Genomic DNA, 22,619 nt, shown 5'->3' on the forward strand with positions numbered 1-22,619 from the left:
ATTGTCAATCTGCGCAAGCCTGCCCCAAGCCAATCCGAACAACTGAAAGGGCTTCAACTTTTGGTATGAAAGTTGCCTCACTTCACTGGCAGAAACAGCCGTACCCAAACTTTTAGGGAGTGTCCGTGCGGGGTCTGCCTTTAACTTTGGGTATGGCTGTTGTCTTTATTTTCAATAGGCGGCGATAGAGCACAAGGTTATTTTTAGACCGCCCAGACCTGCTACTTTCCTCCGACAGCCCAGCTTAGGTCAAGCAACAGGGTGGTCGGGCTTGTCACTGCCACATTGAGGGCAAAGGAGAAATCATTTTCCGCCTTAGGCTGCTCAACCACCTGTAATGTGACACCTTTGATAGGCCTGGCCTTGACCGTCACCGGCTGGCGGGGCAAGACAGACCGCTGGCTGGATTCGATACAGACGCCGGCCGGGTCAAAGACTTCAAAGTAGGGCCCCTGCCAGTACACACGGTACACTCCGGCGCCGAGCTGTTTCCGCCACTGAAGCCCTCCTTTGGAGGGAAGCGTCCATTCAGCAACAACCGTCACCTCTTCCGTACGAGGATTTTTGGGCGTCGCCACCAGTTCGGCCGTGTAGTCATTGGCAGCCGACGGCGGCGTTGTCAGGCGCACTGTGACGTTCGGAGAGGACTTGCCGAGACGAAACATGCAGTCCTGCGCCGGCAGCCGCCCGTCAAGTTTCACTTGCGGCTCAATTGGATTCTCGCTGTCAAGCAGCGCGCTTTCTACTTGATCGCGGCGCAAACGGATGCGAAAGGGACTGGCTGTTTTCAATTTGTAGGTCAGCATGCCGCGCAGCGGAAGGGCTGGCTCTAGCCGCACTGCCAGCTCCGCCAACCGCGCCGTCACCTGCGGGTCACCTGGCGCAAAACGATTGAACTTCTGATAGTCGGCGTAGGCTGCGCGGAAGTTTCGCAAGCGATAGGCCTCGTCAGCGGCCAGCCGTGCCAAGTAAGCTTCCGTTTTGTTCTTGCCAGCGGCAGCTTCGGCGTTGTCGGCGTCAAGGTTCAGCGCCGCTTCGTACTCGCTGTGCGCTTCGTTGTAGCGTCCCGCTTGGAAAGCCTCTTCAGCGCGGCGAACTCGAATGATGGCTTCTGTCCGCCGGAGACCCTTCTGTGCTCCTTCATTACTTGGCGCAAGTGTGAGGATACGCTGGTAGGTCGCATAAGCCTGTAGGGGATCAGCTTGTCCGCCAGCTAAGCCCAACAATGCCGAAACCAGCGTTGCATCCGTTGCCGGATCGGGGGCGAGCTCCCGTGATCGCTCCAGATAACCGATAGCCGCCGACCACTCCTGCGCCGAGACGGCGGCCTCGCCGAGCCTAAAAAGCGTTCGCCCAGCGTACTTTTTCACGAGCGGATTGACTGGCTCAACCGCCAGCGCCTTCTCATACTCGCCCAGCGCCTCACTAAAACTTCCTTTCTGTTCAAGTTGCCTACCGGCGTCCAAGTGGACGGACACTTCACGCCGTCGCTGGAGCGCCTCGGCGGTTTCGCTTCTGGCGCGCGCCGCCTTCAAGCCCTGCTCAAAAAACATCTTGGCGGAAGCAAAGTCTTCCTTGTTGAGGAGTTCGTTCCCTTCTCCAAGATAAAAGCTCGCTTCACGCCCCAAGGGCATCTGCACGCCGGTCGGCGTCCTGATGAATTTCGGTCGAGGAGGAGGCGTAGGACGCCTGCTACCCGGCGTCGGTGAAGTGGACGAAGAGGACGTCGAAGACGGCGGTGGCTCGTCTGGCGGTCGTCCAATCTGGGCGACCGCGACAGCGCTCAGGCTAAAACACAGAGCCCACCCGCAGCCAGCAAACAACAAATGAGCAAACCACCTCGCGGCGGCGACAGTACATCGCTTGGCGATCAACATAGAGCAAAGTGGACAGGAGCTTGGCGATGCACGGGCGTTACTGCGGCGGCTGATCCTTGGCGCACCGAAAACCGAGTTCGCGGGCGCTGAAGTCTGACGGCACCCAGTTGCGATAGGTCGTGGTGCACCGCTTCGTATCTTCAGTACACGCTCCGCCGCGGATAATTTGCAACTTGACGCCAGGGGCAAGAGGTTTGTCCCAAGTCGGCGGTTTCTCCGTACTGCCGGGGTACAGCTTAGCTTCGGAGGCCGTCCATTCCCAGACATTCCCGGTCATGTCCAGAACGCCAAACGGGCTGGCGCCAGCCGGATAAGTTCCGACCCGAACCGGGACGCCAAGGCCGCTCGCCTTGACGTTGGCGCGACTGGGATCAAAGGCATTCCCCCAAGGAAACGCCGTCGGCGTCCGGCCATGGGCAGCGACTTCCCATTCCTCCTCCGTCGGCAAACGTTTGCCGGCCCATTTGGCGTACGCCTCGGCGTCGGCAAGGGTCACACCAGTGACCGGGAACAACTCCTTGCCTGGTTCAAACCGCCCGTTTGGCCATGAAGTCGGAGCGGGGTGGCCGGTCGCCTCGATAAACTTCTGGTAGTCCGCGTTGGTGACTTCCGTTTTGTCAATGTAGAACGGCCGCAGCGTAACGGTGTGCTGCGGTTTTTCATAACGGTCGAAGAAGTCGCCGGCGTTGCGCCCAATCGTGTATTCCCCTCCCGGAATCGCAATCATGTTTTCCGGGACGGCCGGCTTTTCAGGAGCAGACGACTGCGGCGGTTCACTGGCGACCAGCGGCGGTTCTGCAACGACGGGCGGCGTCTCGCTAACTGGCGCCGGCGACGGCGTCGCTAGCTGAAAATAGGCAATCACGCCAACGACAGCGATGACCAGTACAATAGCCGCCGCCGAAAGGCCAATCACCAACCCTGTTCGTGACCTCGAGCGCGATGGGATGATGGTGGGGGCGGTTTGTACGAACAAGTCGGTTGGCGGTTTGGGGGGTGGAGCAGACAACTCTTGGGCAGGGGTTCGCCCCATTGGACGCGGCGCTCCTATGGGCGGCTCAACAGGGCGGAACGGCGTCGCAGCGACCTCCGGCGGCAGCGGCACGCCACTTGATGGGGTCGGAGTGGATGCCAGCGCGCCGCTTGGTGGCGCAGGCTTCGGCAGAGGCGGCGGCACAGCCGCTGCATCGCCGGGAACGGTCGCCAACGGGTCTAATGTCACAGCGTCCCGTGACGGCGGCGCAGAAGGCGGCGCAACAACCATCGTTGGGGGCAGCGAAGGCGACTCAGCGCCGCTGCGGAACAATTCTGGGATGGTTTCTGGCTCAGAAATTGCTTTGGAGGGCTGAGACTCAAGACGTAAATTAGGAGACGAAATCTCGCCAAGAATGAAACCGTCAGTTTGACCGTAACCGTCATTCTCGGACGAGGACGTAACCGCCAACGGAGTAGGCGGCGCTTCAGAGGAACTGACGGCAGGGATGGCAACGTTTGTTCGCCCCGGGTCGTCGGGTCCAACAGAACGCATCACAAAGGTGCGCTCAATCGGAGAAGCCTCCGTCAGCGACGCCGACGCTCTGGGCGGAACGCCATAGAAGGAGTGTCCACAGCTTTTACAGAAGCGGGCGTTCGGACGATTTTCAGTACCGCATTTTGGGCAAAACATGGCGAGTCATCCATACCGTTCCGGGCTGTGCTGGCTCCAAACGATCCCACTAAGATCGTTCGGAAGCCTTTGCGCCTCCCAGATCGCCCTAACACGAAGCAGCCTACCGGCGTTAGTCAACCGGAGGACAAACTGCAAGCATACTAACACCCCTAAAAAGTCCCCGGCAAGAAAGCCAAGGTCGGCTTGACGTTCCAGTAGAACTGTTTGACCGGCGTTCTGCATCGGCTTCAGCGCGCCGAACATACCACCAGCGTGACTGTCTTACAGCTCTCACTGCGCCGGCCGGAGACGGATTTAGCCGAGGTTGCTCGCAGTCAATAGGCTTCCGCCGACACACCCGTCTCTTCTTCAACGTCGGCAAAGAAATCCGTCAAACTTTGATAGGCCGCCCGCCGCCCGATCGCTTGGTTGATCAACTCAACGATAGTTTGTGCACCCTGCGCTAAAAAGAGCGGGCGTGATGCAAAGATGTTCGTGAAGTACATGCTGGGAATGCCCCGCTCCTTAGCGTAGGCGGCCAGAGCGGTCGTCCCCAATACCAGATCGGGCTTGAGTTCGTCCACTGCGATCACGTCCTGATCGAAAGTTTTTCGGAAGACAACCGTTGTACCACGCGCCGCAAGCCACGCTTCATCCTCTTTTGTAAAAGGCGTTTGCCCGATGTTGGTCGAAACGTAGGGGACTTCCGCGCCAGCCTCCATCAGCAAACGCGCCACCATTAGCTCGCTTCCCTCATAGCCGGCGACGATGATCCGTCCGCGAACTGGGTTCTGGGCAAACACCTCGGCGACGGCGCGCGACTCCGTCTCAGCTAGTTCTTCTACTTTGGACGGTTTGACATTGAAGGCTCGCCCGATGCGCTCAACCCACGTGCGCGTGCCTTCGACGCCAACCGGCGTACAGCCCATGGACGGAATCTTGTGCTTCGCCAACAGCGCGCAGGTCTTCACATAAAACGGATGCAACGTCACGTTGACCGCAACCCCCAATGTCTTACGGAAGTCAGCAAGCGTCCGCGATGGAATGTGCGCCACTAACCGGATGTCCATTTTGGCGAGGAGCTGCTCCAAGTAGAGCGGATCGGCCGGGAAGACCTCGCCAATGGTGGAAGCAGCGTCGGCTTGGCGGGGTGGCAAGCCATCCCGTTCAATGAGGCACTTCAAAAGCTGCGACGCGGCGATGTCTTTGGCCTCGGCATGCGATTTGACCCCATAGCCGGGCACATGCATCGGGACGACGAGTGGAAACGTCGGGTCATCCTTGGCGCGCGCCGCGTAGTCTTTGGCGATGGCGTCAATCGCCAGACCAACCGTTTCTTCATTGCACAGCGTAATGAGCGCAATGACGCGCGGGTTGAACTGGGCGATGGTCTCCGCCACGGCGGCACGAGTCCGGTCTTCGATGCGGCCATTGGTCAAGTCGGCGGCGGTGTAGACAGGCGTTAGGACAGATTTCCGCGCTGCGTAAAAGTGCGAGACGAAATCCAACCCGTACACGCAACCAGCGTTGCCGACCAGAATTGGAACAACGCCCTCGATGCGCATCATCACACGCAGGCTACCGAACGCCTGACACATCGAAAGGGGCGCATGTTTTGAACTGCACGAGCTAATACGTTGAAGAACGTTGAGTTGCATCCGCTTTCCGGCGGGGACGGTTTTAGGTAAGGCGGCCCGCTGCGCGCGGCGACCGTACTTCCAACCTACAGTACTCCCTTCGCCAAGCGAAGCCCGACATGACCGTGTTTTGCCGAAGCGAAGTTGATTGGGACGCAAAAGTTGGAAGTGCACTAGGATGTTGTGAAAGGCTTGACCGCCGGCGTCCCCTCGGACAAGCACCGAACACTTTGCAGCATCTTCGTCAGCGAGAACGACAATGAACGAAACACCGAACGCCGTTTTGTATGAAGTGACTGACGGTATCGCCACGGCGACGCTCAACCGTCCGGACAAGCGGAACGCGCTCGACGCTAATGTGCTGAACGGACTGCGCGCAGCCGTCCAGTCGGCGGCCCAGGATCCGGCTGTGCGCGTCATCGTCATCGCCGGCGCTGGCAAGGACTTCTGCGCCGGCGCCGACTTGGCGGCGCTTGACGCCCTGGCCGAACAGGATGTTATGCATCACCTGTCCGACGCTGAAACGCTGGTGCATTTATTCACGGCGATGCGGAACTGCCCCAAGCCAATTGTGGCGCGCGTTCGGGGACGCGCGCTCGCCGGCGGCTGCGGGTTGGCTTCGGCCTGTGACCTGATTGTGGCTGAAGCGTCGGCGCAGTTCGGCTACCCGGAAGTCAACATCGGCTTTGTGCCGGCGATGGTTATGGCGATTCTGCGGCGCAATCTGGGCGAGAAGCGCGCGCTTGAGTGGGTGCTGACCGGAGAGATTATCTCGGCGCAGCAGGCGCATGACTGGGGGTTCGTCAATCGCGTCCTGCCGGATGAAACCTTTGAGACAGACTTCACGGCGTACGTAGCGCGGCTGGCGGCGCGCAGCGGCTCGGCCATGCACCTAACCAAGCGGTTGCTCTACCACATGGACGGCCTTAGCTTCGAAGCGGCCTTACGCAGCGGCGCGGACATCAACGTCATTGCCCGCCATACGGCCGACTGTCGCGCTGGCGTCGCCAAGTTTCTCAAGAAAGCCTGAAACCAGCTGGCATGCATGACCGCTATGCTCGTCAGGAACGTTTTGCCGGCATCGGCCCTGCCGGGCAGGCGCGGCTGGCGCAGGGGCGCGCGCTTGTCGTCGGCTGTGGGGCGCTAGGCTGTACTTTGGCGGATATGCTCGTCCGCGCCGGCGTTGGGACGGTGCGCGTTGTGGATCGGGATTTCGTCGAGTGGTCAAACCTCAACCGGCAGGTGCTCTTCGACGAAACCGACGCCCGCGAACGCCGTCCCAAAGCGCGCGCTGCTGAAGCCCGCCTGCGCGCCGTCAACAGCACCGTCCATGTCGAGGGCGTCGTCGCGGATGTCGCGCCCGATACGGTCGAACCGCTCGTGGCGGCGGCCGATGTCATTCTTGACGGTGTGGACAACTTCGAGACGCGCTACCTGCTCAATGACGCTTGTATCAAGCATGGGAAACCGTGGATTTACGGCGCGGCGGTCGGGAGTTACGGCGCGACCATGACCATTCTGCCAAATGAGACGCCCTGCCTGCGGTGCGTTTTTGAAGAACCGCCCGACGCGGCGACCACGCCGACGTGCGACACGGCCGGCGTCATCCTGCCGATTGTGCACACCATTGCGGCGGCGCAGGTCGTGGAGGCGCTCAAACTCCTAACGGGACAGGCGGCGCTGTGCCGCCGTAGCCTATGGCAGGTGGACGTCTGGACAGGTAAGCAGGCGACGTTGAATCTGCCAGCTGCGCGTCGCCGTGCAGACTGCCCCTGTTGCGGGCTGCGGCGCTTTGCGTTCCTAACCGCCGAACGCGCCGCCTTCGCTGTCGTCCTCTGCGGACGCCAAGCCGTACAGGTGCGGCCGGCGCAGGCTGCGCTGACCACTCTTGACTTCACCGAGTTGGCGGCGCGGCTGGCGCGCGCCGGAGCGGTACGCCACAACGCCGACGTGCTGATGTTCGCCGCCGACGGATTGGACGCCACTCTGTTTCGGGACGGCCGCGCCATCATCAAAGGCACGTCTAGTCCGGCGGCGGCGCGCGCCTTCTACGCCAAGTACTTCGGGCTGTAGTCTAGCGTTGCGCGCGCGCCAAGACGAACTCCACCAGCGTGCCCACGCCGAAGCCAGTCGGCCCCTTGGGTAGGTGGGGCTTGTCTTCCATGTTCCAAGCAACATTGGCGATGTCGAGGTGCGCCCAGGGCACATCGCCCGCAAACTCGCGCAAAAACCACGCCGCCGTAATGCTGCCGCCGTACTTGCCGCCGACGTTCTTGATGTCGGCGATGTCGCTCTTGATAAGTTCGCGGTACTCCAAATCAAGCGGCATCGGCCAGACACGCTCATCGGCGGCGCGGGCCGCCGCCTGCAACGCCTCCACCATGGCCGGGTGATGGCTGAAGAGTCCGGCATAGCGCAGCCCCAGGGCAATGGCGATTGCGCCAGTCAGCGTCGCCAAATCCACCATACAGGTCGCGCCCAGCCGCCGTGCGTAGGCCATGGCGTCACAGAGAATCAGCCGCCCTTCGGCGTCGGTGTTGATAATCTCAACCGTTTTGCCGAGCATCGTGCGAATGACATCGCCGGGTCGGGTCGCCGTGCCGGAAGGCATGTTTTCACAACTCGGCACGATACCGATGACGTTGACGCTTGGCCGAAGCTGCGCGATGGCGCGCATGGCACCCAGCACCGCTGCCCCGCCGGCCATGTCGTACTTCATTCGTTCCATGTTCTCAGCCGGTTTGAGCGAAATGCCGCCGGTGTCGAAGGTAATGCCCTTACCGAGCAACGCAATCGTTTCACGGCGCTCACCATTCGACGGTGTGTAGCGCACCGTAATCAAGCGCGGCTCTTCCTTTGAACCACGCGCCACCGCCAACAGGGCTTCCATCCCCAAATCACGCATTTTGTTCTCGTTGAGGATGTCGGTTTGCAGTCCAACCTGATTGGCCATTTCCTGCGCATGGTGAGCCAGATCGGTCGGCGTCAGGCGGTTGGCGGGTTCATTGACGAGAAACCGAGCGAAGTTGATCGCCTCGCCAAGAATAGTTCCGCGCCGCAGGGCTTCGTCCAGCTGGGGGTCATCGTCGGTCGTCAACAAGTAAAACGCCTCAATCTGGATGGGTCTAACATCTTCTGTTCGGTAACTGTCCACGGCGAACGCCGCCAGGTGCGCCCCAACAACAGCCGCTTGAACAAACGCCGTTGGCGTCAGCACGCCATAGCGCGGAACAAGTCCGAACCGGCGCGCGCCGTAGGGACCGGCGCTGCGAACCGCCGCCGCAACCGCTTCCCGGACGGCTTGCATCGTCAGTTTGTTAGACTCCCCAACGCCGGCCAGCAGAATGCGGCGCAGGTCGCCGCCGGACGGAAGGTGCAGGGTCAGTAGTTGCCCCGCCTTGCCGCGCATCTCGGCGGAACTCAACACCGCACGCAGGCGCTCATCCGCTGGTAAAGCGAGACCAGCAAGCCGGTCCGGGTCCGTCGTATCTTCGGTAAACACAGGGACAATGAGCGTATCAACGGTCGCCTCCGTCGGCGACTGACGACTGCTGGGAAAGGTCATGACGCGCGTAACTCCATTATGTATTTTCAGGTAGTCGGCGACTTTTGATTTTGCACAGGCGGCTGTGTTATAGCGACACCTTTGTGTTGGATTTGCGCCACAGCTTTCCTAGGTCGTCCTGATTCAGCCCAACCGCCAACGATGTTCGATGTACGTCCAACCGGGCAATAAAAACGTCGCTTCCACCAGGTTTAGACGACCGTTTCTGGACTGGTATCTGATCTCCCGCCGGACGTTCTATCAGTTCGTCGGTGGTTTTCTGCTGCTGACGGGCGCGATTATCGGGTTGTACCTTTGGAAACGCCACCAAGACGCCCTTGCCGGCGAGTTTAAAAGCCAAGCCGTGCGGCTGGTTCAGGTAGTCGGCGAGGTTTCCGTCAAACGAGCGCGGACGAACCAAATCGAACGCGCCACGACCTCCACCCAACTCGAACCCGGCGACGTGATTATCACAGCTTCCGACGGGTCGGCGGTGATTCAATACATTGACCACAGTGTGCTGAAGATGAAGCCGGATTCAACCGTCATCATTCAGCAAAACGCCAAAAACGACAAAACCGACCAGCAAATCGTCCGCAACCGAGTGGAAGGCGGGACGGTCAACATCACCACCGGCGCCATCCGAACCGCTGAGGATGTCAACGAGTTGGCGACGAAAGGGATAAAGTTTAGTCCGGGACAGAACACGAGCGCCGAAGTGAGCGTGCGCAACAATCAAACCAGCGCCACGGTGGAACGCGGCGAAATGCGCGCCACCAATGACCGTGGGGTGACGGAAAGCATCCCCGCCAACACCAATGTCCAGTACGCGGAAGGTGGGCAAAAGCTGGGACAGTACAAGTTGTTGCCCGCGCCGCGTCTGTCGTCCCCCGAAAACGCCCGGATTGTCCCGCTGGAGTACGGTAAAGCCCTGCCGGTCGCATTTGCATGGAGCAGCGTGGCGGAAGCCGCGCGGTATCAAATGCAATTGGCTGACTCGCAGTACTTTCTTGACCGGGCGCTGATTGTTGACAAAGAAACGGACGGCGGGGGGTTCACATGGACGTTCAACTCCCAGAGTGGGACGTACTGGTGGCGCGTACGGGCGCTAGCCCGCGATGGTCGGCCCGGCGTCTGGAGCGAGGAATTTCGTCTCACCATTGTTCCACGCGAACCGGGGAAGAGCGACACGCCTATCTACATCGGCGAGGTCACAGTCACAAGAGAGGCCGCTGGCGTTTACCGGGTTTCTGGTCGAACCGAGCCGGGCGCCGAAATTCAAATCAACGGTCGGACGGCCCCGGTCAATAGTGACGGACAGTTCTCGCTCACCCTGCGTGGGCAAACCTTCCGGATTGTCGCTTCCGACGCCCGTGGACGGCGCGGTGAAAAAACCGTCAACAACTGATTGGTGGTTTGTGTGGTGGTCGTTGCGCGCAGGGTTCGGCCGGCCTGCCGTGCTCGCCGGAAAAATTCCACGCTTACGGTGCAACCTTTCTTGACAAGACTTCAAAAGTGGACAAGGTTTTAGCAGCCTTTTTGTGGTGCCGCTGCGTGGCGCTCCGCGCTAACGTGGATGTCGGCGCGCCGACCTCGAACTTGTTTGTTGGATTCATATCATTGACCTTCAATGAAATGGCGTTCAATCTTCAACTATTTCTCTAACGATCTAGCGATTGACCTCGGCACCGCCAACACGCTGGTGTACGCCAAAGGACGCGGCATCGTCGTCAGTGAGCCGTCTATTGTCGCCATCAACAAGATCACACATCAGGTCGAAGCCGTTGGTAAGGAAGCTAAGGAGATGATCGGGCGAACGCCCGGCAACATTGTGGCGATTCGTCCGATGAAAGACGGCGTCATCGCCGACTTTGAAGTGACGGAGAAGATGCTGCAGCACTTTATCCGTCGCGCCCACAACGGCAAGTCCTGGGTATCGCCGCGTGTCGTCATCGGCGTGCCGGGTGAAATTACCCAAGTGGAACTGCGCGCAGTCGAAGACGCCGCGTATCGGGCACGCGCAGCGGAGGTGTACTTGGTCGAAGAAGCCATGGCCGCCGCCATTGGGGCTGGGCTGCCGATTACCGAACCGTACGGCAACATGATTGTGGACATCGGCGGCGGAACGACTGACATCGCCGTCATCTCACTGTCGGGCATTGTCTACTCTCGTGCCGTCCGGGTGGCGGGCAACGAACTAGATGAAGCCATCGCGCAGTTCATCAAGCGGAAATATAACCTGCTGATTGGAGAACGCACGGCTGAACAGGTCAAGATTGAGTTGGGTTCGGCGTATCGCCTCGAAGAACGGCTCACGATGGAAATTCGCGGCCGCGACCTAATTGAAGGCATTCCGAAGACCATCACCATTTCGGACGATGAAGTCCGTGAAGCGATGGCCGAGCCAATCGCCACCATCGTCAACGCCGTGCGCGTTGCGCTGGAACGAACGCCGCCCGAACTCTCGGCCGACATCGCCGACCGAGGGATTGTGCTGACCGGCGGCGGCGCTTTGCTCAAGGGGCTCGACAAGCTCCTGATGAAGGAAACGCGCGTCCCCGTCACCCTGGCGGAGAATCCTCTCTCGTCAGTGGTGTTGGGTACGGGCAAGATGTTGGGCGACTTTGAACTGCTCAAGCGCGTCAGTCTCGGTGGCTCCTACGCCAAGCACTTCGTCGCCAACTAGGGAAGGCGCGTTATGCCAGCTGTCCCCCCGCCGTTGCAAAAACTTGATCCGGCGCATCGCCTGGCCTTGTTTGTCGCGGGCATCCTGCTGGCGCAGTTCCTGCTGATGTCGCTGCATGCACGCGCGCGCAGCTTAGGGCAAAGTTTGCCCCGCACGGCTGTCATCACCCTGCTCCAGCCCCTACAAAAAGCGACGGACGCCGTGGTCACGGGACTGACGGCGGTGTGGACGGGGTACATTGACTTGCGCGGCGTTTACCTCGCCAACCAACGTCTGCAGGAGGAAAACGCCCGGCTGCGGCTGGCGCTGGTCGAGCGTGAGCAGGAGGCGCTGGAAGGACGACGGCTGCGTGAACTGCTGGCTCTCAAACAGTCATCACCCGCACCGACCATTGTCGCCAACGTGATCGGCGGCGATGGAACGCCGTGGTTTCGGCAAATCACGCTCGACAAAGGTTCACTTGACGGGGTGCTGCTCAACTCACCGGTCATTACACCGCAGGGTGTTGTCGGGCGAGTCGTCGCCGTCGGTCCGACGGCGGCCATCGTCCAGACCATTGCGGATGGTCAAGCCGGATTAGGCGCCACACTGGCCAAATCGCGAGTCAACGGCGAACTGCGCGGCCAAAATCAGCCTCTGTGCCGCCTTGAGAATGTCTCCGGGCTGACGGAAGTTGAGACCGGGGAAATGGTGCTCACCAGCGGCTTGGACGGCGTCTATCCAAAGGGACTGATCATCGGGACGGTTGAGACGGTTGAACGCGCCGCCGGCGCAGGCGTACATCGCATCCTTGTCCGTCCGGCGGCGCCGCTGGAGCGCTTGGAGGAAGTCGCCATCCTGCCGCCAACCGTGCGGGTTACGGTGGCGGAGCCGCTGCGTCCGCCTGCCGTCAAATCGCCGGCGAAGTAACACCTACAGGCAAACACACGGATACGTCATGCTTCCCCACTATGCTATGCGCCAGTCACTGCCTCAGCGCCGTCTGAGCGCCAAGCTCATACCGCTTGAACTAGGGCCGACGGCGCGCGTGACTGTTGCGCTTGGTTTGATGGTTGCGCTGCAAACCATCCTCGTCCGCCTGCCGCGTATCGGCTTTCTGTTTGAGTATGTAGATTTCGTCCTCATTTTGACGGTCTTCGTCGGTGTTCAAACTAAGGCGCTGCGAGCCGCGCTGGTAGGTCTAACAGGCGGGTTGTTGCAGGACTTGCTGTGGGGTGTGCTGTATGGCGCCAGCGGCTTTACGAAAACGCTCATTGGCTACACGCTGGCCGTAGTGAGCATGAAGTTCTCCCTGGACAGCCGCATGACGCGCCTGCTGGTGTTGCCGCTGGCTTCGGTCGTCAACACTGGTCTTTTCGCCTTCTTCCTGTACTTTTTCTCGATTTTGCCGCCGGAAACGACGTTTCGGGAAATCGTCCGCGTCGGTATGCTCGCTCTACTTGGAAACAGTCTCGCCGGCTTGGTACTCTTCCCGGCAGGCGACCGCTGGTTGGGTAAGTGGATCGCCGTGCGCAGCACCGACGAGCCAATCGCTCCACGCGCATTCTAACGTACCGGGAGCGCGCCGCCTGTTTGTTATGACGCCGCGCTTTACACCCTCTGGGCCGCCGCCTGCCTTCAATCCACGCCTCCGCCTGTTGGCGCTGCAAGTCGGCGTCGTAGCGGCTTTCGTCGTGCTGGCGCTGCGCCTGTGGAGCATGCAGGTCGTCCATCATGAAAGCTACGTCAAGCAGGCTGAAAACAACCGTGAACGTCGAATTCCGATTGTCGCCCCGCGCGGCAACATCCTCGACCGGCACGGAAACGTTCTGGTGGACAGTCGGCCGACGTTCAGCCTGATGGTCAATCGTGAGGACATCCAAGACGAAGAAGAAACCCTGCGGATTCTGAAGGAAGAATTCGGCGTGTCGCCGGAGTATGCCCGCCAACAACTCCGCTCGCCGGCCGCCAAAATCCGCCCAGTTGAGATGAAGTCCAACATCAGCGACGCCGACCGGGCGAAGGTCGCCGTCCTCGACTATGAACACCCGGAGTTTCTGGTTGAGTTGCGTCCGCAGCGCAAGTACCCGCACGGTGAACTGGCCTGTCACGTTCTAGGGTACGTAACGGAAGTTAGTGAGGCGCAGCTCAAGCGGCCGGAGTTTGACTATTGCCGGCCGGGCGACAAGGTAGGGCAGGCGGGGTTGGAGCGCTTCTACAACCGGATTTTGATGGGACGCGACGGCTACCGGCGCATCATTGTGGACAGCCGTGGGCGCTTCGTGCGGGAGATCGAAACTGTTCCCCCTGTACCGGGGCAGGACATCGTGACGACGCTAGACATTGACCTTCAGCGCGTGGCGGAAGCGCGCCTGAAGGCGCTTAAGTTGAACGGGACGATTGTCGTGATGGACCCGCGCAACGGTGAAATATTGGCGCTGGCTTCGATGCCCGGCTACGACCCCAACCTCTTCGCGGCCGGGATTTCGCGCGCCGACTACGCGCGCTACGCCAACGACAAGCACAAGCCGCTGCGCAACCGTGCCATTCAGGACATTTACCCGCCTGGCTCTACGTGGAAAATCATCATGGCGGTCGCCGCCATGCGCGCTGGCGTACTCAAGCCAACGGATCGGTTTTTGTGCGGCGGCGGCATCAACGTCGGCGGTCGGCATGTGCGCTGCATGGGCAGCCATGGGACGCCGCCACTGGCCCAGGCCATTGCCAAGTCCTGCGACGGCTGGTTTTACCGGCTGGGTATCAAGCTGGGGCTGGACAACTTGCGGAAGTACGCCTCGGAACTGGGGGCTGGCGAGTATACCGGTGTGGATTTGCCGAATGAGTTCAAGGGATATATTCCGAGTTTAGAACTCAAGGCCGCCACCGTCCGGCGCACGATGCCAAACGCGACGCCGGCGCAGTATCGCTGGACGGACGCCGATTCCGTCTACGCCTCCATTGGGCAGGCGATGGTCCGCCCGACGCCGCTGCAAATGCTGCGGTCGGTGGCTGGCATCGCCATGCGTGGTGAGTTTCATACGCCGCATTTCCTGTTAGAAGCGCGTCCGACGCAGGATGCGCCGCGTGTAACGTTCAACGACCAGGTCAAGCGCATTGAGCTGCCCGATGAATGCTGGGACGCTGTGATTGAAGGCATGTGGGGCGCTGTTAACGCCGGTGGGACGGCGGCGCGGTCGGCGATCCGCGATCCGGAAACCGGTTTTGAAATGTGCGGCAAAACGGGCACGGCGCAGGTGGTCAGCAAGCTCAAGGCGTCCAAGCTCGAAGAACGCGACCATTCGTGGTTTGTCGGTTTTGGCCCACGCAATAACCCCGAAATCGCCGCCATTTCGTTGGTGGAGCACGGCGGCTTCGGAGCCAAAGTCTCCGCTCCAAACGTCAAGGCGGTGTTCGAAGCGTGGTTGAGAAAGAAGAAAGGGCTGCCGGTGGTGGTCGAATCATTCATTGAGCCGCCCATTGAGCCGCCGCCGACAGCGCGGCGCGCGCCGCCGCCTAACCACCAACCTACAACTAAGCCCACAAACAACCCCTGATGAACACAATGCAAGAGCGTCGGTGGCGTGATTTTGATTGGTCATTACTGGCGGCGGTCACGCTGTTGTGTACGGTGAGCATCGTCACCCTCTACAGCACGAACGCCGCGCCCGGCGGTGCGACAGAGTGGCATCAGAAGTTCTGGTTCAAACAGTTGGTGTGGTGTGGGATTGGCTACGCCGCCTTCTTCTGGGTGTCCCGTGTGAGCTTTCAACGGGTCTTTGACGCCGCACCGTATGTCTATGCGGTCACCATTCTGCTGCTCATCATTGTTCTCTTCGTCGGCGTGAAGATTAACGGTCAGCGGTGTTGGATTCGTCTAGGGCCGCTGGGTACAATTCAGCCTTCGGAGTTCGCCAAGTTAGGAACAATTTTGCTGGCGGCGCGCATCCTGCGCCCTCTTGGGCCCGACGGCGTAACGTGGCGGCAACTGGCGTTGGTGCTGGGCGTAGTTTTGCTGCCAGTGGGGTTGATTCTCAAACAGCCTGACGCAGGGACGGCGCTCACGTTTTTCCCGCCTGTCGCCGTCCTAATCTTCTTGAGTGGGATCGCTGTGCGGTGGCTTGTCGCGGCGGCGACGGCTGGACTCGTTCTTGGCCCGCTGCTGTTTGTGTTCGTGCTGGAGCCGCGTCTCAAACAGTACCAACGCGACCGCATCAACGTGACGTGGAACGCGATTTTCCATCCGGAACGGCTTCAGGATCGCCAAACGCGCGAGGGGTTTGGGTATCAAACGCTGCAATCCATGATCGCCGTCGGATCGGGCGGCGTTCTAGGGAAAGGTTTTCGGGGCGGGACGCAAAGCCAAGGTGGATTCGTCCCAGAGCATCACTCGGATTTCATCGCCTCTGTGATTGCTGAAGAATTTGGATTGGTAGGGTCTCTAGGTGTTCTTGCGCTGCTTCTTTTTGTCATACTACACTCTGCCAGCGTTGCGGGACGTTCACGAGAACGATTTGCAATGCTCGTCCTCGCCGGCTGCATGGCGCTTCTGGCGTTTCATGTCATCATCAATTTCGGCATGGTGGTTGGTCTTGTCCCGATCATGGGCATCCCTCTGCCGCTGTTGAGCGCCGGCGGTTCGTCGTTGTTGATGACATTCGTGAGCTTGGGCCTAGTGGCGAACGTGTACGGCAGGCGCTTCTCCAATTGAAACGCCTCCCACGAAATTCGGTGACGAGACATAAAAGTTTTGGTTTCCATACGCCTTGCCAATTCCTCGCGCCGGCGCTTAGACGCCTGTACCGGCGACGGTTGGTTTCGCCAGCGCCCGAAGATGGCAAGTCAACGCTTAGGTGTTTTTGATCGCGTCCGTCTTTGGCCTCATACGCTGCGGGTCTCGTGGTCATCCTGCACGCAAATCTGTGGTCGCGTGGCGCAGCCACTCCGGAGAAGGTGACGCGCCGGTGTTTGTTAGCTTCGGCAATGCTGCCGAGGCGGCTGGCGTGACCTGCCGGCTCTGGCGTGGGTTCACCCGCCGGCCCCCGTCGGAAAATTCCTGAGGAACAGCTCCGCATATGAACAAGGAAATGATCATCAGCGTCAATGCGTACGAAAAGCGCGTGGCGATTCTGGAAGACGGTGTCGTGGTCGAGTTTTACGTTGAGCGGGCCGATGAATCAAAAGCCGTGGTAGGAAATATCTACAAGGGGAAGGTCCGCAAAGTGCTACCGGGTATGCAGTCCGCCTTCGTAGATATTGGCTTGGAACGCGACGCCTTCCTCTATGTCGGCGATTTCTTCGAAGAAACCGAAGAAGACTTGGACCTGATAGAAAGCAGCGGCCATGCCCGTCCCGAACGGGTGGAGCGCACCGAACGCCAACCCGAACCGCCGCGCCGCGAGGCCGAAGGTCGCCGCGCTGACCGCGAACGTCCGGCGGAAGCGACGCCTGAACGTCAGCCGACGGTCGAGTTTGCCGACCGGACAACGACGACCTCGAAAACACCGGAGGCGGCCTCAACTCTGTCTCCACTTGAGAGAGTCAGCGACGACGAACCGTCGGCGGCGACACTTGCTCAGCACCCAGTGGTAGATACTCCTCTGTTATCGTCCATGCTAGGCGCGACGGCCGAGCCAAGGTTTGAACGAGTCAGCGACGAGTTGGAAGATAAACCACTCCACGCTGAGGCGCATGCGCCGGTCGGCGAACAAGCGCCCCCGGAGAAGGGTGTGGCGGCGGTTGATGAACGTTCCGGCGGCGACACTTTAGAGCTTGAGCGTGAAGCCTTGGCCGAGTCGCTTGAAGCCGGCGCACAGCGCGAGCGACGCCGCACCCGACGGAAGGAAGTCATCGGCGAGGAGAAAAAGAAGTCTTCGCGCCGCCGGAGCAAGAAAGTCGAAGCGGAAGTTGAGGCGCTCATCGCCGACGTTGAGCCGCCGTCGTCGCCGCCTGTCGTTGAGACGCCGTTTGAGCGCGCCCGCGATGAAGACTTGGATGAAGAAGCGGGCGACCTACTCAAGGACGCGCTCATCCAGCAAAAAATCATCGTCCAGACCCGAATTGAAGAAATTGCGACCAACCCGGAGGCGCCAGTCGCCGAGACAGTGGAGACGGAAGCGCGCGTTGAACCGACTCTTGAGCCGCTGACGTTAGGCTATGAACGCATCACGGACGACGATGAAGCGGCGGCCGGCGACCGTCCGCCTGTGACACCGCCGGCCGCCACAGGAATTGAAGCCGCCACAGAAATCGAGTCGGCTGACGAGCCGACGGCGGGCGGCGACGGTTCTACGCCCACCACTGCCTTGGAAGAGGAGACGCCAAACGGCGACGCCCAACTTCAGGTGCGTCCTCCGCAGGCGGAGTTCCCGACGCGGCGCGGGCGGCGCGGGCGGCGGCGGAGCGGCCGCAGCGCTGCTGCGACGGGCGACGAAACGGCGGAACTTGACGACCGCAGCGACACGCCGGAAGAGAGCGGTGCAGGCGTCACGGCGTCGAGTGCGACACTCAAAACCGAGCTGGCGCGCATGACTGAAAACGGCGATGGTACCGCCACTGCGGCATCGCTGCCGAGCGCCGTTGGTGACCTTCCAGTCGGCGCGGAGTCGCCGACGCCGGACGAAGGTCAGGCGACGATTGAGCCGCGTGGAACCCGTTCCTCCACACGTTCGTTGGGGCGCGACGAGCCACGCAAGGATGACCGCCGCGAGCCTGATCTTCCACGCCGCCAACCGCCAATTACTGAGCTGCTGCGGGAAGGTCAGGAAATCATTGTCCAGATTGCCAAGGAGCCGATTGGCCTCAAGGGCGCGCGGATCACGTCATACATCTCGCTGCCCGGACGTTACCTCGTCTACATGCCGACGATTAATCACATTGGCGTCTCCCGCAAAATCTCGACCGAACAGGAACGGGCGCGTTTGAAGCGAATCATGACCATGCTTCGTGAGCGGGAAGGCATTAGCGGCGGGTTTATCGTGCGGACGGCATGCGAAGGGCGGTCAGAGCAAGACCTCTGCGACGACATGCTGTATCTGGCACGAACATGGCGGGACATTCGCCGCCGGGCGGAGCAGTCGCGCGCCGGCACGGTGCTGTGCCGTGAATTGGATCTGGTGCAGCGCCTGTTACGCGATCACATGTCGAGCGACTTTTCAGTCATTCGGGTGGACGACCCCGGCGAGTACGCCAACATCGTGGATTTCATCAACCGCTTCCAACCCAAGTTGGTGGATCGCGTCCGGCTTTACACACGGAATCGTCCGATTTTTGAGGAGTACAACATTCAGCAGGAAATCGAAGCCGCTCTCAAACCGCGCGTCTGGCTTAAGTCGGGCGGGTTCATTGTCATCAACCAGACGGAGGCGTTGGTCGCCATTGACGTCAACACCGGCAAGTTCGTAGGGAAATCCAATCGTCTGGAAGACACCATCACGCGGACAAACCTTGAAGCTGCCGTTGAAATTGTCCGGCAGATTCGACTGCGCGATCTGGGCGGCATCATCGTGCTGGACTTCATTGACATGGAAGACCGCCGCAACCGGCAGAAGGTCATGCAGGTGCTGGAGCAGGCGATGAAGGCTGACCGTTCACCCTCCAAGATTACCTCGTTCAACGACTTTGGGCTGGTGGCAATCACTCGCAAGCGGGTGCGCCAGAGCTTGGAGCGGATCTTGAGCGAACCATGCCATTACTGCGGCGGCAGTGGCATGGTTAAATCCGCTCAAACAATGTGTTATGAGATTCTGTCTGACGCAAAGCATCTGGCTAAGGAACGCGCTGCGTCGGGACAGGCTTTTAGTGAAGTGACGCTGCGCGTCAGTCCGCAGGTGGCTGAGATGCTGCGTGGGCCGGAGTCGCGCGTGCTGCGGGAGATTGAGTTCAACTTTGGGACGCCCGTCACGCTGCACAGCGATCCGCACATCCATCAAGAACGATTCGACTTTGCATTTATGTGAATCACGCGAAGCTCCGTAGGACACATTCAGCTTTTTCAGTTTGAATGGCTGGGATATGTCCTGCGAGCCTCCTCGTGGAGGGCATCAACTGTGACCGAGCAACCAATTACGAACTTTATCAAGCATCATTTTCGTCATTTCAATGCGGCGGCGTTAGCGGAGGCCGCCGAGGCTTACCGGCGGCATCTGGCGGCAGGGGGAAAGATGATGATCACGCTGGCCGGCGCAATGAGTACAGCCGAGTTAGGCCTTTCTCTCGCCGAAATGATTCGGCAGGACAAAGTTCATGCGATTTCCTGCACCGGTGCGAACTTGGAGGAAGACGTCTTCAACCTGGTAGCGCATAAGTTTTACGAGCGCATTCCGCACTACCGCGACTTGACACCTCAGGACGAAAAGGCGTTGTTGGACCGGCGTCTCAACCGTGTCACCGACACTTGCATTCCCGAAGGCGAGGCGATGCGCCGGATTGAGTCGTTCATTCTCGAAGAGTGGATAGCCTCGGATGCGCGCGGGGAACGGCTCTTCCCACACGAGTTTTTCTGGCGGATTCTCGACAATCCCAAACTTCAAGCCTGCTACCAGATTGATCCCAAGGACAGTTGGCTGCTAGCGGCAAAGGAGAAAAAGCTGCCGATATTTGTGCCGGGCTGGGAGGATTCAACGCTGGGCAATATGTACGCCGGACACTGCATCAGCGGTGAAATCAAAAACGTCCACACCGTCCGCACCGGCATTGAGTACATGATTGAGCTGGCCGACTGGTACACGGAAGCAAGCGCAACAGCTTCGATTGGATTCTTCCAGATTGGCGGCGGCATTGCGGGAGATTTCCCCATTTGCGTCGTACCGATGCTGCATCAAGATTTACGGCGGGAAAACGTGCCAGTCTGGGGGTATTTCTGTCAGATTAGCGATTCAACCACATCGTACGGGTCTTACTCCGGAGCCGTGCCGAACGAGAAGATCACGTGGGGTAAGCTGGGCGTCGAGACGCCGAAGTTCATCATCGAGTCAGACGCCTCGATTGTTGCGCCGCTGGTGTTTGCCTACGTTTTGGGCTGGTAAGCGCGACCTTGTGAGGAGCCACAACACGAGAGGCCTAAACCTGGCGGGAACTCGGACACTTTCCGAGAAACTGTGGTGTGTTAGCTGTCATTCGTGCGCGGCGGTTTCGCGCCAAAAACCTGCTGCCGCCAGAGTGAGCAGTGGCGCCACGCCTTCCAGCGTGGCGCACGCTGGCTTACCGCTGCACGGAAAGGCAAGTGAAAGCCACTGTACGCCGAACCTGTTAGTGACTTGCGCCGGGCTCGTTCCACTTACGCGGAAACCGTTCCAGTAAGTCCTTCAGGTTTCTTTCCGTGGGCTCCTGCACTGGCTTCGTTCGAAGCCAACGTTGCGCCCCCCAAAGCCGAAAGCGCAGCAGAGCCAGTCAGCGTACGCCACAGGGTAGCGGCCTCCAGAGGGTGCATACAGTGTGCGCATTCGGGCCAAGCATGCACGTAGGGTAGGCGATGGTACACGGAGTGTCATAGTTACAGCCAGCTCCCCCACCCCTAAAACAGAGCGAGACCACCCATGATCAAGCTGCTGGTGACGGGCTTTGAGCCATTTGCGACGTTTTCCGTCAATCCGACCCAGACGCTTGCCCTGACAGCCGACGCGCCGGAGGGCGTCCACCTAACGCGGCTCATACTACCGGTTGTGGCCGGCGAGTGCGCCGCACGACTGCTGCGCGCCATTGAGGACGAACAACCGACGGCGGTGGTGTCGCTCGGACTGGCTGCTGGCCGCAAGGCGGTTTCTCTCGAACGAATCGCCGTCAACTGCGATGACTTCCAAACGCCTGACAACGCTGGAAACCTGCGCCGCGACGCCCTCATCGCCCCGAACGGGCCCCCTGCCCTGTGGACGACGCTCCCCATCCGCCGCATGGAAGCCGCGCTCCAAAACGAGCGGATTCCGGTTGAGATTTCCTATTCTGCCGGGACGTACGTGTGCAACCACCTTTTCTACGCCGTTCAGTACGAACTGCTTCGGCGGGGCGTCCCATGCCGCTACGGGTTTGTCCACTTGCCACCGACGCCGGATATGGAGGCGCACGGACTACCGCTGACAACGCAACGCCGCGCCGTCACGCGGTTGCTTGAGACGTTGCGGGATACAGACGAAAGCGACGTATGGCCCTTGCCTGAGGTGACACAAACGCGCCATCTTCCGACCACCCCAGCGTGGCCTCCATAACCGCCACAAAAATGTGTTCAAGAAGCCTCATAGACGTTGGCCCGCACGACTTTGTCATAAAGCTGCTGCCGCTGGGGATCAACCAACAACCAAGCGTTCAACAAAAAGCAGATGTTGCTGAAGACATTTTTGAGAACCTCACGCAAGAGCGCCATGCCAAAGCTGAGGTATTGCCCATCCTCGCGTAGAACAACCATGCCGAGGAGCTTCTTTCCCGGCGAGCCGCCGCTTCTACTGGTCAGATAAGCGCACAGCAAGCTGTAGGCAAAAGCGCCGAAGTATATCAGCAGATACCCCCCAGCCGCCCGCCCACCCGGTGCTTCGCCATGATCAGAGGCTAAGACGGCGCTAAGGTATATGAAAAGTCCTGGCAAAGCGCACAAAAACGCTAGGAAACTGTCCACTAACGCCCCAAGGAAGCGTTTCCCAACGCCGGCTGGAACACCCAACGGTACTGTCAGGGCAGGCGGATAGACTCCAATCTGCCCATAGGCCGGGGCGTAAGGGTCGGATAGCGGCGCATAAGGGGTTGGATTCAGACTAGGCGGGAGCGTCGGCGGCGCATAGGGCAAGGCGGCAGAGGATGACGGCGGCGGAGCGATACCAAACGCGCTGGGCGGCAGAGGCGTCAACACTCCGGGCGGAAACCAACGCTGGAGTTCTGGGAGCTGTCCAGCGGCGCACCACCCAACGCCCGGCTGAAACACTTGATCGTCGGGAAGAATGCGTCCTTCTCGCACCCATTGCTGCAGTTCTTCGAGGTTGGTTTCGTAAGTTTGTCCCTGAACAACAACACGCCAACTCATGAACCGTGCGGTCTCTTCCTACGCTGGGTAAGCCAACGATGTGCATTCAGTCAGAGGAGCGTCCATCGTAACGGATGGACGCCCGGTGTCAACAAAAGGGTCAACTAGCCATTCAACAATGTCGGCTTGATTGCGTTCTCAGTGGGCATTCGTATAATGGCAACCTTCCTCCGTAGAAGGCGCATCTGCCGGTACGCCGCTACTGGACGCCGCTGAGCAATGAGACTGAAACCACCGGCGGAT

16 protein-coding genes are annotated in these 22,619 nt (G+C 60.1%); 11 read left to right on the forward strand and 5 right to left on the reverse strand.

What is annotated here, in order from left to right:
• Positions 1–221: 221 nt before the first annotated feature.
• The 3 genes from NZ585_02645 to NZ585_02655 all read right to left on the reverse strand — a co-directional run bounded on the left by NZ585_02645 (position 222) and on the right by NZ585_02655 (position 5,123).
• Positions 222–1,640 (reverse strand): hypothetical protein, encoded by a 1,419-nt coding sequence (locus NZ585_02645; protein MCS7078934.1) that lies wholly within the window; start codon positions 1,638–1,640, stop codon positions 222–224.
• Between the two features lie 274 nt (positions 1,641–1,914).
• Positions 1,915–3,405 (reverse strand): SUMF1/EgtB/PvdO family nonheme iron enzyme, encoded by a 1,491-nt coding sequence (locus NZ585_02650; protein ID MCS7078935.1) that lies wholly within the window; start codon positions 3,403–3,405, stop codon positions 1,915–1,917.
• 455 nt (positions 3,406–3,860) lie between these two features.
• Entirely contained in the window at positions 3,861–5,123 is a 1,263-nt protein-coding gene (locus NZ585_02655; protein MCS7078936.1) for a chlorophyllide a reductase subunit Y, read from the reverse strand.
• A gap of 298 nt (positions 5,124–5,421) precedes the next feature.
• On the opposite strand from NZ585_02655, the gene NZ585_02660 reads away from it, so the two are divergent.
• Both NZ585_02660 and NZ585_02665 read left to right on the forward strand, forming a co-directional pair.
• Entirely contained in the window at positions 5,422–6,192 is a 771-nt protein-coding gene (locus NZ585_02660) for an enoyl-CoA hydratase/isomerase family protein (protein ID MCS7078937.1), read from the forward strand.
• A gap of 11 nt (positions 6,193–6,203) precedes the next feature.
• Positions 6,204–7,235, forward strand: coding sequence for a ThiF family adenylyltransferase (locus NZ585_02665; GenBank protein MCS7078938.1), 1,032 nt, complete (start codon positions 6,204–6,206; stop codon positions 7,233–7,235).
• Between the two features lies 1 nt (position 7,236).
• On the opposite strand, the gene NZ585_02670 is transcribed toward NZ585_02665, so the two are convergent.
• Positions 7,237–8,727: a leucyl aminopeptidase gene (locus tag NZ585_02670; GenBank protein ID MCS7078939.1), complete on the reverse strand. Its 1,491-nt coding sequence runs from the start codon at positions 8,725–8,727 to the stop codon at positions 7,237–7,239.
• 148 nt (positions 8,728–8,875) lie between these two features.
• Between NZ585_02670 and NZ585_02675 the strand changes: the two genes are divergently transcribed.
• The 9 genes from NZ585_02675 to NZ585_02715 all read left to right on the forward strand — a co-directional run bounded on the left by NZ585_02675 (position 8,876) and on the right by NZ585_02715 (position 21,570).
• Positions 8,876–10,114, forward strand: a complete 1,239-nt coding sequence (locus NZ585_02675) for a hypothetical protein (GenBank protein ID MCS7078940.1) — start codon at positions 8,876–8,878, stop codon at positions 10,112–10,114.
• Between the two features lie 222 nt (positions 10,115–10,336).
• Positions 10,337–11,392: a rod shape-determining protein gene (locus NZ585_02680; protein ID MCS7078941.1), complete on the forward strand. Its 1,056-nt coding sequence runs from the start codon at positions 10,337–10,339 to the stop codon at positions 11,390–11,392.
• 12 nt (positions 11,393–11,404) lie between these two features.
• On the forward strand, positions 11,405–12,301 hold the full coding sequence (gene mreC, locus NZ585_02685; protein ID MCS7078942.1) for a rod shape-determining protein MreC: 897 nt from the start codon (positions 11,405–11,407) through the stop codon (positions 12,299–12,301).
• A gap of 28 nt (positions 12,302–12,329) precedes the next feature.
• Entirely contained in the window at positions 12,330–12,941 is a 612-nt protein-coding gene (mreD, locus tag NZ585_02690) for a rod shape-determining protein MreD (GenBank protein ID MCS7078943.1), read from the forward strand.
• 28 nt (positions 12,942–12,969) lie between these two features.
• A complete protein-coding gene (gene mrdA, locus NZ585_02695; protein MCS7078944.1) occupies positions 12,970–14,925 on the forward strand; it encodes a penicillin-binding protein 2 in 1,956 nt (651 codons plus the stop codon).
• Positions 14,925–16,079: a rod shape-determining protein RodA gene (gene rodA / locus NZ585_02700; GenBank protein ID MCS7078945.1), complete on the forward strand. Its 1,155-nt coding sequence runs from the start codon at positions 14,925–14,927 to the stop codon at positions 16,077–16,079. Before mrdA ends, rodA begins: the two co-directional genes overlap by 1 nt.
• Positions 16,080–16,443: 364 nt before the next feature.
• Positions 16,444–19,326, forward strand: coding sequence for an Rne/Rng family ribonuclease (locus NZ585_02705; GenBank protein ID MCS7078946.1), 2,883 nt, complete (start codon positions 16,444–16,446; stop codon positions 19,324–19,326).
• Between the two features lie 90 nt (positions 19,327–19,416).
• Positions 19,417–20,394, forward strand: a complete 978-nt coding sequence (locus NZ585_02710) for a deoxyhypusine synthase family protein (GenBank protein ID MCS7078947.1) — start codon at positions 19,417–19,419, stop codon at positions 20,392–20,394.
• A gap of 510 nt (positions 20,395–20,904) precedes the next feature.
• The gene (locus tag NZ585_02715) at positions 20,905–21,570 is read left to right on the forward strand and encodes a pyroglutamyl-peptidase I (GenBank protein ID MCS7078948.1); all 666 of its coding nucleotides are present in this window, start codon (positions 20,905–20,907) and stop codon (positions 21,568–21,570) included.
• A 17-nt stretch (positions 21,571–21,587) separates the two neighbouring features.
• Here the strand turns inward: NZ585_02715 and NZ585_02720 are convergent, their stop codons facing one another.
• Positions 21,588–22,376, reverse strand: coding sequence for an RDD family protein (locus NZ585_02720; GenBank protein ID MCS7078949.1), 789 nt, complete (start codon positions 22,374–22,376; stop codon positions 21,588–21,590).
• Positions 22,377–22,619: the final 243 nt, after the last annotated feature.

The sequence above is a fragment of the Chloracidobacterium sp. genome, from assembly GCA_025057975.1.
Classification (GTDB): Bacteria; Acidobacteriota; Blastocatellia; order Chloracidobacteriales; family Chloracidobacteriaceae; genus Chloracidobacterium.